We start from the raw sequence: 13,611 nt of genomic DNA on the forward strand, positions 1-13,611 counted from the left end.
GGGTCGAAAGCACAAGCACCTGCCCGTTTCGGTTAGATCTACGCGACTGCAGCCATTCCAGACGGCACATCAAACGCCCCCGGGAGAATCGAGGATCTGCCTGACTTTACGGGCGAGGTCATGTGGCAGATACGGCTTGGAGATCACCTCGAACTCCGATCCGCCGACGTCTGTACGCTCGATGGAGTTCTCTGCGTACCCAGTGGTCAGCAACACCTTGGTACTGGGCATTCGCCGCCTGACCTCTCTTGCCAACATTACCCCATTCATCCCTCCGGGCATGATCAGGTCGGTGAACAGGAGGTCGTACTTTTCACCCGCTTCATATCGCTTCAGCGCTTCGCGTGCATTGAGCGATATTTCAGTGGTGTACCCATAATCCTCAAGCACCATCTTCGCGAGCTCTGCCACGTCCGGCCGATCCTCAACAATGAGTACCCTCTCGGAGCCATCCTGGTTGTCGGATTTCAGCCTGAGTTCATCGGGAGAGACAGAGGCGCTGTCCACTGGAAAGTACAAACGAAGTGTTGTGCCAATCCCCTCCTCCGAGTAGATCCGCGCGGCCCCACCAGACTGTTTGGCAAATCCATACACCATCGATAGACCCAAGCCCGATCCCTTGCCCTCATCTTTGGTGGTAAAGAAAGGGTCCATCACTCGATCACGGATAGCCGGGGGCATGCCGATACCATTGTCGGTGACAGATAAGCTCACGTAGGAGCCAGGCAGCAAACCATCATAGGAAGTCGCCAGGTCTTTGATCACGACATTCCGCGTCTCAACGAAAACCTTTGGATCATTGCGGCCGATCAACGCATCCCGGGCATTAATGAAAATGTTGAGCAGCGCCATTTCTGCCTGAGAGGGATCAATCCGGCAGTTTTTCAGCGACTCGTCCAGATCAGACTCGACTTTAACTGCACTGCCGAATGTGCGTTCCATTAAAGGCTCTACCGAATGCACGAGCGCATTTAAATTCAAAACCCGTCCCTGTAGCTTCTGCTTGCGGGAAAACGCCAACAGTTGCTTTGTAAGCGTGCTGGCTTTTTCCACTGCAGACTTGGCATGGAACGCGCTTCTCTTGATTCGCTCCAAGCTCGGCTCAGGCTTTTCGACGGCGTTGCCAATCAAGTCTACGTAGCCGCCGATCACTTGCAGCAGATTGTTGAAGTCATGCGCAATGCCACCTGTCAGTTGGCCCAGCGCTTCCATCTTCTGAGCCTGCCTCAGGCCTTCCTCAGCGTCACGACGACGGCTGATGTCTAACTGCGATGCAAAAAAATAGATCAACTCGCCTTTTTCATTTTGAATAGGAGAGATGAAAAGCGCATTCCAGAAACTGCTTCCGTCTTTCTTATAGTTGAGAATTTCCGTCGAGAATTCCTGCTTGTTTTTTATAGCGTCCCTGAGGGAGTTCACAACCTCTGGATCAGTCTCGGCGCCTTGAAGAAAGCGGCAGTTTTTCCCGACAATCTCCTCATGCGCGTAACCGGTCATTTGCAGAAACGCCTGGTTGGCGAAAATGATCGGGTTGTCCGGTGCATTCGGATCGGTGACGATCATCGGCATACGAGTCGTTTCGACGGCAGCAAAAAATATATCTTTTGGATGATTGGAAATATCTGCGGAAACGTTGTCGTCTACCCGAAGGGTCTTGTGTGGCATCGCGTGCCTCCAAGCAACATTGGAGATCGTATGACCCCGCCGTCCGACCCAAATTCCCTTTTACAACGCTATTCAACCCGGCCTCACTACACGAGGCCGGGTCTTACACCCCATCAGGCAACCAGGACGCTCTCACGCGTCACTGCCCAGGGCGCAATCAAACGCTGCGGTGTCTGGCAGCTCTTGCGCTTGAACACAAAGTTGCTGCACTTCTGCGCAAACTGCTGGCGGTTGTGCACCATGTCCAACTCCATCTGGGCCAACTCGTGGTGACGGCAAAGCTCAATCTGTTCGAAATCCATAGCGGCCTTGCGCGCGCGATAAGCAGCGTATTTTCCATCAGTCAACGCACGCTTGGCCTCTTGCAGCAACCAGGCGCCGAACTCCCTCGGGCAGCGTGGGCCGATCTCCTGCACCATCCCGCATTGCCGCGCCTGAACGGCGTTGATCGGCAGGCATTCTTCGGTAAGTGTGTGCGCCTGTTCACTGCCGACCGCGCGAGGCAGGCTGTACGTCCAGTACTCGGAACCGTACAGGCCCATGGTTTTGTAATGAGGGTTCAACACAACACCCGCACGAGCGAACACGATGTCGGCCGCCAGCGCCAGCATCACACCGCCCGCACCGGCACTGCCGGTCAGGCCACTGACCACCAGTTGCCGGGACGTCAGCAACTCCCGGCAAACATCGTCGATCGCCTGGATATTGGCCCAGGCCTCCAGCCCCGGCACAGGCGCGGCCTGGATGACATTAAGGTGCACGCCGTTGGAAAAACTCCCGCGCCCGCCCTTGATCAACAGCACCCGTGTATCGCGCGCCTTGGCCCAACGCAGCGCAGCGACCAGCCGCCCGCACTGTTCGGTGCTCATGGCACCGTTGTAGAACTCGAAGGTCAGTTCGCCAACATGATCGAACTCACGGTAGCGAATCGGTTGATAGGCCAACTCATTGCAATCCTGGCCGGCGATTGAACTGTCCAGCACCGGAACATCCATCAACTGCCCGGCCAACACGTGGCGTGCCGGTAACTTGAAGGTTTCCTCCCCTGGCTGGGCCTTGCGCTTGAGTGAACCGATCCACACGCTTCGGTCGCCGGCGGCAACCAGCACCGCGTCGTCCTGAACCGCAAGAATCTCCCCCGGCAGGCCGCAGCGCGAATCCAGATGTGCGTCGTACAGGTAATATTGCCCACCTGCGAGACTCGCCAGCACGCCAGGCTGCCCGTCGGCGGCATCGATGCTGCGCTTGATGAACCGCGCGCAATCGTGCCAGCTGAAAGAGCGGTCGATCTGTTTCATATTCGGCTGCAAACGCCCGACGACATTGGGTTGCGTGTAATCGAGCGGCGTGGGCACGAAACCGCCGGCGAATTTTTCCACCACGTCGCGAATGCAATAGATCGCCGCGTCACTTACCGCACCGTTGTACAACTCGGATTTGCGCACATCGCTGGGCATATCGAATTCAAACGTCGACCAGATCGGCCCCGCGTCCATTTCTTCCACCGCCTGCAGCGCCGTGACGCCCCAGCGGCTGACCTGCTGCGTGATAGCCCAGTCCAACGCACTGGCGCCGCGATCACCGACGATACCCGGATGAATGATCACAATCGGTCGATCCGGGTTGCTCCATAGCTGGCGCGGTACCCGGTCCTTGAGGAAGGGACAGATCACGAGATCCGCCGCCGACTCCTCAATTTGCCGGCACACCGTGGCTTCATCCGTGAACACCACCACGCTGGGGTCATAACCCGATTGACGCAGGTCCAGCCAGGCACGCTGGGTCAAACCGTTGAACGCCGATGACAACAAGATGATCTTCATTGACCGCATGACGGACTCTTCCTTGAGAATGCGCGGCCAGTGGCATTCATTCAGCCTTCCCTGGCCTTTGATGGAGACGCCAGGGTAGAGCCAGAACCGGTGCGATCACCTGATCGAGATCAAGCTTGAGCCGGTTGCCGGAAGAGGCTTGTGCACGAAAGGTCTCAAGTCTGTCTAATTATGACTTGGACGGTCTTGGGAGGCGCGCCTTAGCATGGCCGCCATCGGAGTGATTACACGCTCCCCCTGCCAGGATAAATACCGATGAGCCTCAAATCCCTTATCGCCAACCCGCTGGGTTTCGGCACCGCGCCACTGGGCAATATGTTCCGCAACGTGCCACAGGCCGAGGTGCAAGCCACGGTCGATGCGGCCTGGAACAACGGCGTCCGTTATTTCGACACTGCACCGTTCTACGGTGCCGGCCTTTCCGAATCGCGGTTGGGTGAGGCCTTGATGGGCCGCCCTCGCGACGAATATGTGCTGAGCAGCAAAGTCGGCCGGATCCTCCTCGATGAACTGGAAGACCCGGGTAGCCGTGAACTGGGCGAAAAGAGCGGCCTGTTCGAATACGGCAACCGCAACCGTATCGTCGATGACTACAGCGCCGACGCTACCTTGCGCTCGATTGAGGACAGCTTGCGCCGCCTGAAAACCGATCACCTGGATATTGTCTGGATTCATGACATCGCCCAGGACTTCTATGGTGACGAGTGGCTGGAGCGCTTCGAGACCGCACGCAAAGGCGCGTTCCGCGTGCTGACTCGCCTGCGTGAAGAAGGCGTGATCAAGGCCTGGGGCCTGGGTGTAAACCGTGTCGAGCCGATCGAGTTGACCCTGGACCTGAACGAACCGCAACCCGATGGGTTCTTGCTGGCGGGCCGTTACTCGCTGCTGGACCACGACCGCGCCCTGCAACGCGTGATGCCGCAAGCGCTGGAGCAAGGTGTCGGCATCGTCGTGGGCGGCCCGTACAGCTCGGGTGTGACTGCCGGTGGCGAACACTTCGAATACCAGAAGGCGACCCAGCCGGTGCTGGACAAGCTTGAGCGCATACGTGAAGTCGCTCGCGCCCACGGCGTCGACGTCAAGGCCGCAGCCCTGCAGTTTGCCCTGGCCCACCCGGCCGTGGTCGCGGCGATCCCCGGGGCCACGCGACCGCTGCACGCCAACGAGGACCACGCAGCACTGAGTGCGCGGATTCCCGCCGCGTTCTGGAACGCTTTGCGCCAACAAGGACTGATCAGCGCTCTGGCGCCTGTGCCAGCTGCTTGAAGTCACGCCATTGACAGGGTCGCCGACGCCTTGAGCGAAGGCGGCCCCTTTGCACGCGACGGCTGGTCAAGCCTGGAACACCCGAGTAAAAGGTAAGGCAATTCCCAGGAGGTACCATGCAAGATCTACGTCAGCTGCGCTATTTTGTCGCCGTCGCCGAATGCGAAAATGTCGGCCGCGCAGCGGAACAACTGCACATATCCCAATCGCCCCTGAGCCGGCAAATCGCCCAGCTCGAAGATCACCTTGGCCTGGCCTTGTTCGAACGACGCAACCAGCGGCTATTCCTCACCGCCGATGGGCGCACCTTCCTGTCCGAAGCCCGCGGGCTGCTCAAGCACGCCGAACGCCTGGAGTCCCTGGGCAAGCGCCTGGGGCGTGGCGAGGAAGGCGGCCTGTGCATCGGCTACGTCAATCACGCCATCCATGCCGGCGTGTTGCCAGGCGCCGTGCGGGCAATCCGCGCCGAGCGCTCACAGATCCACATTGCGCTCTACAACATGACCCCACGCGAGCAGTTCGAGGGCCTGCGCCAACGCAGCCTGGACATCGCCCTGGTCTGCGAGCCTGCGCCCGAAAACGACCCTGACCTGCTCGCTCTCCCCGTGCTGAACGACCCCATGCTGCTGGCGATTCCAGCCGAACACCCGCTGGCGGCCAAGGCCGAACTCACCCCCGCCGACCTGCATGAACAGGAATGGATCATCACCGGGAGCCAGCCCGACCAGATCAATAAACGCGACGACTTCATCGCCCGATGCGCAGACGCCGGTTTCGTCCCGCGCTTGTCGCTGGAGGCGACCGACCCATTGAGCGTACTCGGGCTGGTGTCCGCCGGACTCGGCCTGGCCATGGTGCAAAGCAGCCTGGCCAGCAGCGCAGGCCCGACGGTGGTGTTGCGTGAGCTGGACTGGTTCAGGCCCTGCGTACGGTTGTGGGCCGCGTGGCACCGGGTGGACCTGCGCCCGATCGTGAGTGTTTTCCGCGAGCAGGTACTGGCACTGGCGGAGCAGCCAAGCCCAACCTGAGCTCAGGTATCGGTCACCGACTCCCGATGCTCAAACGTGGCGCGCTCGACTTTATAAAAGAAATTTTCCTGCGTGCCGTTGGCCAGTTGTATGATTGACGAGTGGGAGAACTTCCCGCCGATTTTCTCCATGGCGCGTTGCGAACGAATATTCTGCGCCGCGATATGAAACCAGACCGTGTCGACCCACTGGAAGGCATGCCTGAGCATCAGGCGCTTGAGTTCCCCGTTCGCCCCACCGCCCCATTTTTCGCGGGCCAGAAAGGTGTAGCCGATCGCGACCTCGCGTGCCTTCTCGTTGAATTCGTAATAACGCGAGCTGCCGACTACCTGGTTGCTGGAACGGTCGATCACCACCAGCACACTGTCCGACATCAGTGCGTCTTTGAACCATTCGCGAAAGACCGCTTCCTGGTAACGCGTAGGGCTGGGGTGCTGAGCCCAGATCAAAGGGTCGGACGCGACGTGATACAGCGCCTCAAAATCCCCTGGCGCCAGTGGGCGCAGCTCAAGTGACGCGCCAACGATTGGCGAAGCGACAGGCAGCGATTGCATCCATGCTCTCCAGGATCTGACCGTGCCCAGGCGGGGCACGAGATGTGGCTGATTAAACAGCGCTTGAACTTCCATCGCAAGAACCGGAGTTTTTGCTATCAAGGGGCGCCCTACTCTGTTTTCTCGGCAGCGACACGTGTAACTGCCGTCGAATGACTGGAGCCGGCATGCACCGAATCGACACCCTTGATTGGCACAGTATCCGCGTGGCACTCGACCAGGAAGGCTTTGTCGTGCTGCCTGGATTCCTCAGCCCGCCCGACTGGAAGCGCGAACACCACCCTGCGCTGCTGAACCGCCTCAGGCACGGGTTTTATGCGCCCCTGGCGCAGATCGCAAACCACTGGAACCTGATCGGCGAACGGCCATACACGTTCCCGTTGCAACTCTGCGCCGGCCGACGGGAGGAACCCTCGCAACTGTTGTGCCTGGGTGAAGGCGAGTACCTGGAGCTTGGGCAGGATATAGCTGACGAACAGGGCTTTCCGTTTCAGCTGGTCGCGTTGCTGTCCGCTCCAGGGCAGGACTTCACCGGCGGCGAGCTTGTGCTGGTCGAGCAGCGGCCGAGGATGCAGTCACGCCCGATGGTGGTGCCCCTGCGCCTGGGGGATATCGCCATCACCACCACGGCGCAACGGCCTTTCAAAGGCAGCAAGGGCTACTACCGCGTCACGATGAAACGCGCTATCAGCCGGGTAAGAAGCGGCGAGCGGCTTGGGTTTTTCCTGAACTTTCACTGTGCAGCGGAGCGGGTCCATGGATGACCGGCGTGTCTGGATGCTATTGAGCCCAGTAGGCCATCCCTGCCCCAGTAGCCAACCGGGAACGCTGGGCGGCCATCGGCAGGGCAAACGTTACGGCAAGCTCGATTGCCGAGCGGCGCTGCTAGCAATCGCGCGTGGCGGCTATGTGAAAAATCGCGTGTTCTTCCTCGACGAACCCAGCGCGATCGCCGCGGGCTATCGCCCTTGCGCCATCTGTATGCCTGCCGAATATCAACAATGGAAACATCATGAAAACCCAAAATGACCTGATGCTCGAAAGCCCTCTCGTCTGTGGGGCCGACCTGGCAGACCTGGATTGGCAGGTGATTGAAGCGTCACTGATGACCAGCGGGTTTGCGCGACTGCCGACCTTGCTCACCCGCCAGACATGCCAGGACTTGGCGGCGCTGTACGCCGATACCGACTGCTTTCGCAGCCGCATCATCATGGAGCGCCACGCCTTCGGCCGAGGTGAATACCAGTATTTCCGTTATTCCCTGCCAGCCCTCGTCGAAGACCTGCGAACCCGGTTGTACAGCCACCTTGCGCCCATCGCCAACCGCTGGCACTCGGCATTGAAGACGGGTCAACGGTTCCCCGAGACTCACCGCGCGTTCAAAGCCGTTTGTCATCAGGCCGGCCAATGCAGGCCCACACCGTTGATGCTGCGCTACCGGGAAAATGACTACACCTGCCTTCACCAAGACCTGTATGGCGAGCAGGTGTTTCCTTTTCAGGTGGTGTTCCTGCTGGATCAGCCGGGGCTGGATTTCGAAGGGGGCGAGTTCGTCCTCACCCAGACCCGCGCCAACCGGCCAGGCGAGGTTGAGGTCATCCCGCTAGAGCAAGGCCAGGCAGTCATTTTCGCGGTGAACAGCCGTCCGGCGCGTTCGGCCCGGGGGTTTTGCCGGGTGACGGTTCGCCACGGGGTAAGCCGGCTTCATCGTGGCGAACGCCGAACCCTCGGTATCATTTTCCACGATGCCAGATGAATGGGTGCCGATACGTCGGGAACAACTGTCCGCCAATAACGTTGCCAAAGGCAGCGGCAACGCTACCTATCGCCTACGATTAACCGCACCCTCCCCTCCAACGCCAGGAGACGCACCATGCACGCCCACAGCACGGCAATTGTCCTGATCGAATACCAGAACGATTTCACTACGCCCGGTGGCGTCTTCCACGACGCCGTGAAAGACGTGATGCACGCATCCAACATGCTGGCCAACACCGCCGCAACCATTGAACAGGCGCGCAAGCTCGGCGTGACCATCATCCACATGCCGATCCAGTTTGCCGACAGCTACCCTGAGCTGACCTTGCGCTCCTACGGGATTCTCAAAGGCGTCGTAGACGCAGGCGCCTTCCGTGCCGGTGCCTGGGGCGCGCAGATCACTGATGCCTTGAGCCGCGAACCCGGTGATATCCTGGTTGAGGGCAAGCGTGGGTTGGACGCGTTCGCCAGCACCGGCCTGGACCTGGTGCTGCGCAACAACGGCATCCAGAACCTGGTGGTCGCGGGATTCCTGACCAATTGCTGCGTCGAAGGCACGGTGCGCTCGGGTTATGAAAAAGGCTACGACGTGGTCACCCTGACCGATTGCACCGCGACATTCAGCGCAGAACAACAGCACGCAGCCGAAAGCTACACGCTGCCGATGTTTTCCCAGCCACTGCAACACACAGCGTTTCTGGCGGGGCTGAAAGCACAATAAACAAGGGGCGACTCATCAACGAGTCGCCCCCTGTTCAATAAACCAATCGCTCAGCGCTTCGGCACTCAAAGCATCGGTGTATGGCTGACCACCCGCAGCGCCAGGCCCTCGTAGGCATCCAGCGTGAGGGTGAATTCACCCTCGGCGGTGAGGTCGCCCTCGACCCGCTCGTTGATGATGTCTACCACCGGGCCCGGCGCGATATTGGGCAGGTGCAGGGTTTCGGTAATCGGCGTGGCACCGAAGTTGAGTGCCGTAATTTGCGTGCCCTTCCCCGCCGGCAGTTCGTGGACCATCACCAGCAAGCCTGGGTGCTCGACATCCGGCACCAGGATCTGCCGGCTGGCCGCGATGTCATAGGCACGGCGCACCGCAAGGATCTTTTGCAGTTGCGACGCAAACGATTCCGGATCCTGCAACTGCTCGTTCAGGTTGCCGTACAAGGTTCGCGCGCGCGGCATGTGCCCGGCCGACAACTCAGCGTCCGGGTTCAGGTCCACCAGGTCGTAGGCACCGCGATGGATCCAGCGGGTGTCGCCATCCGTCATCAGATGCGCCACCTGCTGCGCCGCCAATGGCAACGCACCCACCAGGTCCCAGCCTGACAAGGCGAACACCCCAGGTTGCATCGCGTTATACATCACCAACAACAGGTGTAGCTGGCGGATCTGCCTGATATCGGCAGCTGTGATCGCCTCCAGATCACGAATACCCAGGGCGGCAGTGATGATGCTTGCCGTGGTACAGGACACCCCATTCGTCACGAACTTGAGGTTATACGGCGCCTGCTCACCGGCCAGGCGCTCGTACATCTGCTCGCGGATGTGTTCGCGCAGGATGTTGCCGGGAAAGGTCTGGCCTTGATAGAGGTAAGTGTCATGGGCATGCAGGGTCCAGAAATGCACCAGTTCCAGGGTCAGTTCATCGTGGTTCTGTAACGCGTGGATCAGCGAGCCGGGGTCAATGCCCTGGCTGTGCATCTCGCGCAGCATCAGGCGCAAAAACTCCGTGTCCCCCATCAGCAAAGCATGCTGGTAGGCCGGCCGGGTGATGAAGTCATAGGACAGGTCCGCACCGCCGTGGGACATGGCGGCAATATCGTCCACGGTCAGGTTCAGTTCCTGGAAGCTGAACCCGCCCGCCTTGCGAATCGCACCGCCCAGCAACTGGTTGCCGGTGACGGCCAGCGGATGGCTTTCCGACCAGGCCGTGCCATCGAGCCTGCGCTCCACCCCCAGGAAGCCGTTGGCGTCCAGGCGCAGGATCTTGGAGCCCATCACATCGATGGCGTGCAAGGCGTCACCAATGATCATTTGTTGCGCGGCGAACGAAGGGTCCAGCCAGTTGAGGGACGGCTGCCCCTCCTTGAAGTAATGCAGGTACACCCAGCGCCGCGGCTTGCCGTCCACGCCCTGCACCACGGGCGTTGCGCTCCAGTCGGTTTCCTTAACCCCCGGTTCGAAGAAGATCACGCGTTGCAGTTGGCCGACGATGTAGTGCTTGTCGCGCAATGCGTCGACCTGCGCCGGGCTGAGGTTCTGCGCATCGCGCCCTTCGGCGACTTCAGGCAGCAAGGGCCAGTCTTCTTCGCGTATTTCCACCATGTGGTAAAGACCGGGATAGTCTTCATAGGCCATTTCGGCCAGGCGAAAATCCGCGCCCTTGCCGGTGTGCGATGGGATGACGTCGTCAATCACCACCGCGTTGTGCGCCGCCGCCATGCGCGTCAATGCCTGCAACTGTGCATCGGTGCCCAGTTGCGGATCGATTTCGAAGCTGATGCGGTCGAAATTGCCATCGATGGTCGGCGTGTGCCGGGTACCCGAAAGCCCGCCGGACTTTTTCAACGGCCCGTTGTGAACGCCCTGAATGCCGATCTTCGACAGCGCGTGCCACAGGCTTTCGTCCCCCAACGCCTCCAGCACCGTGCCGCCTTCGCGGGTCACAATCGAAGCCGGGTACGCGGTAAACCATACAGACGACAACGCGGACGCATCACGGGGCCGGGTCTGCGCGTAGGGCTGCTGCCACAAGCGTCCCTGCCCCGAATAGAGCCTGGCCCGCTGCCGCGCCGCATGCAGCATCGATTGCTCAACCAGCCAGTTCACATGATCGTTGTCTGCCGCCGTCATAAGCCTGATACCTGTGTGGTGGAAAGGGTATTGGTAAGCATAGGAGGGTCAATGGCGGCCATTCGTTGCATTGCGATGGCGGCAACTATTGCAGCTGCCGATATTGGCGTGGGGTGAACCCGGTCGACGCCTTGAATTGGCGAGTGAATGCGCTGTGGTCGGTATAGCCGCATTGCAGCGCAACTTCAGTGATCGGTAATTCGCTGTGCAATAACCGATGGGCATGCTCCAGGCGTACTTTCTGGATCATCTGCCGTGGCGTCAGATGGAATACACGCTTGCAGTAGCGTTCCAGTTGCGCCACGGAAATCCCGGCGATACGCGTCAGCTCGCCCAAGGTGACGCGGCGGTTGAAATGCTGGCGGATGTACTCGTCCACGGCCGCCAGGCGTTGATAGGCAGGGTGGGTTTCGCTGGCCGATTGCAGGTCGACGGAAATCCCGGCCAAACCGATGACTCGCCCTTCCTGGTCGTACAACGGCCATTTATGGGTCAGGCACCAACCCGGTTCGCGGGTGCCGTAGAGGTGCAATTCCAGCTGGTCCTCCAGCACCAAGCCCTCCTCCAGCACACGCCGGTCCTGTTCGGTATAGCCCGGCCCGAGTTGCGCAGGGAAGACTTCGGCGCTGGTCTTGCCCAGCAGCGGTTGCAGCTGCTTGAGGCCGCAGCGCTGCACCAGCGTGTGGTTGGCGAGTACGTAACGGGCGTCGACATCCTTGATGAAAATCGCGGCATTGGGGATCACATCCAGCATTGGCAACAGCTGCGCCACGCCGCTCAACAACTGCTCGATGCTTTCCGGCCCATTGGCCTCGTGCCCCAGGCACAGGCTCGCAAACGCGGAGTGCAACATAGGCGAAACTCCAGTTTTTCGAGCAGAGTGCCCCATGCCCGGGGTCCTGTCGAGCGCGACAAATTGTGCCGAATTCGTCATCCACATCTGCGCAAAACATCAATCGTCGCCCGCGTGATGCGTTCAGGATAGCGCCACTGCATGCCTATCCAATAACTCACAAGAAGGCGCCGCCATGTCTGCTCAAGGCAAGTTCAAGAAACAACTTTCACTGATGGACCTCACCTTTATCGGGCTGGGTGCCATCTTCGGTTCGGGCTGGTTGTTTGCGGCCAGCCATGTGTCTGCAATCGCCGGTCCCGCAGGGATTTTCTCCTGGTTGCTGGGTGGTTTCGCGGTGCTGCTGCTGGGTATTGTGTACTGCGAACTGGGCGCCGCGTTGCCCCGTGCCGGTGGTGTGGTGCGTTACCCCGTGTACTCCCACGGCCCGTTGCTCGGCTACTTGATGGGTTTTATCACGCTGATTGCGTTTTCCAGCCTGGTGGCGATTGAAGTGGTCGCCTCGCGCCAATATGCGGCGGCATGGTTTCCCGAGCTGACCAAGGCCAATTCCAGCGACCCGACCGCCCTCGGCTGGCTGGTGCAGTTTGCTCTGCTGTGCCTGTTCTTCCTCCTCAACTACCGCAGCGTGAAGACCTTCGCCATCGCCAATAACCTGGTGAGCGTGTTCAAGTTCATCGTGCCGTTGCTGGTGATCGGCGTGCTGTTTACCTTCTTCAAACCGGAAAATTTCCAGGTACATGGCTTCGCGCCCTTTGGCCTTTCGGGGATTGAAATGGCCGTGTCGGCCGGCGGTGTGATTTTTGCGTACCTGGGGCTCACGCCGATCATCTCGGTGGCCAGTGAAGTAAAAAACCCGCAACGCACGATTCCGATTGCGCTGATCCTTTCCGTATTGCTCTCCACCGCGATCTACGTATTGCTGCAAACCGCGTTCCTCGGTGGTGTACCGACGCACATGCTCGCCGACGGCTGGGCCGGGATCAGCAAACAGCTGGCGCTGCCTTATCGCGACATCGCCCTGGCACTGGGCGTGGGTTGGCTGGCGTACCTGGTGGTGGCCGACGCGGTGATCTCCCCCAGCGGCTGCGGCAATATCTACATGAACGCCACCCCGCGCGTGGTGTATGGCTGGGCACAGACCGGGACCTTCTTCAAGGTGTTCACGCGCATCGATGAAAAGTCCGGCATCCCGCGCCCGGCGCTGTGGCTGACCTTCGGCCTGTCGGTGTTCTGGACCCTGCCATTTCCGTCCTGGGAAGCACTGATCAACGTAGTCTCCGCCGCCCTGATCCTCAGTTACGCGGTGGCCCCGGTAACCGTTGCCGCCCTGCGCCGCAACGCCCCGCGCCTGGTGCGCCCGTTCCGCGTCAAGGGCATGGCGGTACTCGGCCCGCTGTCATTCATCATTGCCGCGCTGATCGTGTACTGGTCCGGCTGGAGCACGGTGTCCTGGCTGCTTGGCCTGCAAATCCTGATGTTCGTGGTGTACCTGCTGTGCGCACGCTGGGTGCCGACCGCGCACCTGAACATCCGGCAGCAAGTGCGTTCGTCGGCGTGGCTGATCGGTTTCTATGCGCTGACCATCCTGCTCTCCAAGCTCGGCAGCTTCGGTGGCATCGGTGCGATCAGCCATCCATTCGACACGGTGGTCGTCGCGGCCTGCGCCTTGGGTATTTATTACTGGGGTGCCGCTACCGGTGTGCCTGCGCATCTTGTACGCCTGGAAAACGACGACGACGAAAGCGAAGCCGTCAGCGATACGCACTACAGCGCCCCACTGTCCCCGGCTACCCATTGAT

12 protein-coding genes are annotated in these 13,611 nt (G+C 60.3%); 7 read left to right on the forward strand and 5 right to left on the reverse strand.

The features are described from left to right. Window positions 1-69 precede the first annotated feature (69 nt). Both M5B97_RS00830 and M5B97_RS00835 read right to left on the reverse strand, forming a co-directional pair. Window positions 70-1,665 (reverse strand): histidine kinase famiy protein, encoded by a 1,596-nt coding sequence (locus tag M5B97_RS00830; RefSeq protein WP_248730415.1) that lies wholly within the window; start codon window positions 1,663-1,665, stop codon window positions 70-72. Between the two features lie 113 nt (window positions 1,666-1,778). Next, window positions 1,779-3,497: a hydrogenase maturation protein gene (locus tag M5B97_RS00835; RefSeq protein ID WP_248730416.1), complete on the reverse strand. Its 1,719-nt coding sequence runs from the start codon at window positions 3,495-3,497 to the stop codon at window positions 1,779-1,781. 255 nt (window positions 3,498-3,752) lie between these two features. Here M5B97_RS00835 and M5B97_RS00840 point away from each other — a divergent pair, with 255 nt between their 5' ends. Next, on the forward strand, window positions 3,753-4,763 hold the full coding sequence (locus tag M5B97_RS00840) for an aldo/keto reductase (RefSeq protein WP_248730417.1): 1,011 nt from the start codon (window positions 3,753-3,755) through the stop codon (window positions 4,761-4,763). Between the two features lie 116 nt (window positions 4,764-4,879). Continuing rightward, on the forward strand, window positions 4,880-5,791 hold the full coding sequence (locus tag M5B97_RS00845; protein ID WP_248730418.1) for a LysR substrate-binding domain-containing protein: 912 nt from the start codon (window positions 4,880-4,882) through the stop codon (window positions 5,789-5,791). 2 nt (window positions 5,792-5,793) lie between these two features. Here M5B97_RS00845 and M5B97_RS00850 read toward each other — a convergent pair whose 3' ends face one another. After that, window positions 5,794-6,345 (reverse strand): GNAT family N-acetyltransferase, encoded by a 552-nt coding sequence (locus M5B97_RS00850; RefSeq protein WP_248730419.1) that lies wholly within the window; start codon window positions 6,343-6,345, stop codon window positions 5,794-5,796. A 167-nt stretch (window positions 6,346-6,512) separates the two neighbouring features. On the opposite strand from M5B97_RS00850, the gene M5B97_RS00855 reads away from it, so the two are divergent. The 4 genes from M5B97_RS00855 (at window position 6,513) to M5B97_RS00870 (ending at window position 8,824) form a co-directional block, all read left to right on the forward strand. Then, on the forward strand, window positions 6,513-7,109 hold the full coding sequence (locus M5B97_RS00855; RefSeq protein ID WP_248730420.1) for a 2OG-Fe(II) oxygenase: 597 nt from the start codon (window positions 6,513-6,515) through the stop codon (window positions 7,107-7,109). Next, entirely contained in the window at window positions 7,102-7,374 is a 273-nt protein-coding gene (locus M5B97_RS00860) for an Ada metal-binding domain-containing protein (RefSeq protein ID WP_248730421.1), read from the forward strand. Before M5B97_RS00855 ends, M5B97_RS00860 begins: the two co-directional genes overlap by 8 nt. Beyond that, window positions 7,358-8,101 (forward strand): 2OG-Fe(II) oxygenase, encoded by a 744-nt coding sequence (locus M5B97_RS00865; RefSeq protein WP_248730422.1) that lies wholly within the window; start codon window positions 7,358-7,360, stop codon window positions 8,099-8,101. Before M5B97_RS00860 ends, M5B97_RS00865 begins: the two co-directional genes overlap by 17 nt. A gap of 117 nt (window positions 8,102-8,218) precedes the next feature. Further along, entirely contained in the window at window positions 8,219-8,824 is a 606-nt protein-coding gene (locus M5B97_RS00870; protein ID WP_248730423.1) for a cysteine hydrolase, read from the forward strand. A gap of 65 nt (window positions 8,825-8,889) precedes the next feature. Here M5B97_RS00870 and treS read toward each other — a convergent pair whose 3' ends face one another. Further along, window positions 8,890-10,956: a maltose alpha-D-glucosyltransferase gene (gene treS, locus M5B97_RS00875; RefSeq protein WP_248730424.1), complete on the reverse strand. Its 2,067-nt coding sequence runs from the start codon at window positions 10,954-10,956 to the stop codon at window positions 8,890-8,892. An 85-nt stretch (window positions 10,957-11,041) separates the two neighbouring features. Beyond that, window positions 11,042-11,809: an AraC family transcriptional regulator gene (locus M5B97_RS00880; RefSeq protein WP_248730425.1), complete on the reverse strand. Its 768-nt coding sequence runs from the start codon at window positions 11,807-11,809 to the stop codon at window positions 11,042-11,044. A gap of 175 nt (window positions 11,810-11,984) precedes the next feature. On the opposite strand from M5B97_RS00880, the gene M5B97_RS00885 reads away from it, so the two are divergent. Then, window positions 11,985-13,610 carry an APC family permease gene (locus tag M5B97_RS00885; protein WP_248730426.1) on the forward strand — a complete coding sequence of 542 codons (1,626 nt, stop codon included), beginning with the start codon at window positions 11,985-11,987 and terminating at the stop codon, window positions 13,608-13,610. Window position 13,611: the final 1 nt, after the last annotated feature.

Origin of the sequence: Pseudomonas sp. MWU13-2517, from assembly GCF_023242545.1 — a bacterium.
GTDB lineage: Bacteria > Pseudomonadota > Gammaproteobacteria > Pseudomonadales > Pseudomonadaceae > Aquipseudomonas.

Bases quoted from the DNA above. Each gene is read 5' to 3' on its own strand.
- M5B97_RS00830 (WP_248730415.1), bottom strand. From the start codon at position 1,665: ATGCCACACAAGACCCTTCGGGTAGACGACAACGTTTCCGCAGATATT.
- M5B97_RS00835 (WP_248730416.1), bottom strand. From the start codon at position 3,497: ATGCGGTCAATGAAGATCATCTTGTTGTCATCGGCGTTCAACGGTTTG.
- M5B97_RS00840 (WP_248730417.1), top strand. From the start codon at position 3,753: ATGAGCCTCAAATCCCTTATCGCCAACCCGCTGGGTTTCGGCACCGCG.
- M5B97_RS00845 (WP_248730418.1), top strand. From the start codon at position 4,880: ATGCAAGATCTACGTCAGCTGCGCTATTTTGTCGCCGTCGCCGAATGC.
- M5B97_RS00850 (WP_248730419.1), bottom strand. From the start codon at position 6,345: ATGCAATCGCTGCCTGTCGCTTCGCCAATCGTTGGCGCGTCACTTGAG.
- M5B97_RS00855 (WP_248730420.1), top strand. From the start codon at position 6,513: ATGCACCGAATCGACACCCTTGATTGGCACAGTATCCGCGTGGCACTC.
- M5B97_RS00860 (WP_248730421.1), top strand. From the start codon at position 7,102: ATGGATGACCGGCGTGTCTGGATGCTATTGAGCCCAGTAGGCCATCCC.
- M5B97_RS00865 (WP_248730422.1), top strand. From the start codon at position 7,358: ATGAAAACCCAAAATGACCTGATGCTCGAAAGCCCTCTCGTCTGTGGG.
- M5B97_RS00870 (WP_248730423.1), top strand. From the start codon at position 8,219: ATGCACGCCCACAGCACGGCAATTGTCCTGATCGAATACCAGAACGAT.
- treS (WP_248730424.1), bottom strand. From the start codon at position 10,956: ATGACGGCGGCAGACAACGATCATGTGAACTGGCTGGTTGAGCAATCG.
- M5B97_RS00880 (WP_248730425.1), bottom strand. From the start codon at position 11,809: ATGTTGCACTCCGCGTTTGCGAGCCTGTGCCTGGGGCACGAGGCCAAT.
- M5B97_RS00885 (WP_248730426.1), top strand. From the start codon at position 11,985: ATGTCTGCTCAAGGCAAGTTCAAGAAACAACTTTCACTGATGGACCTC.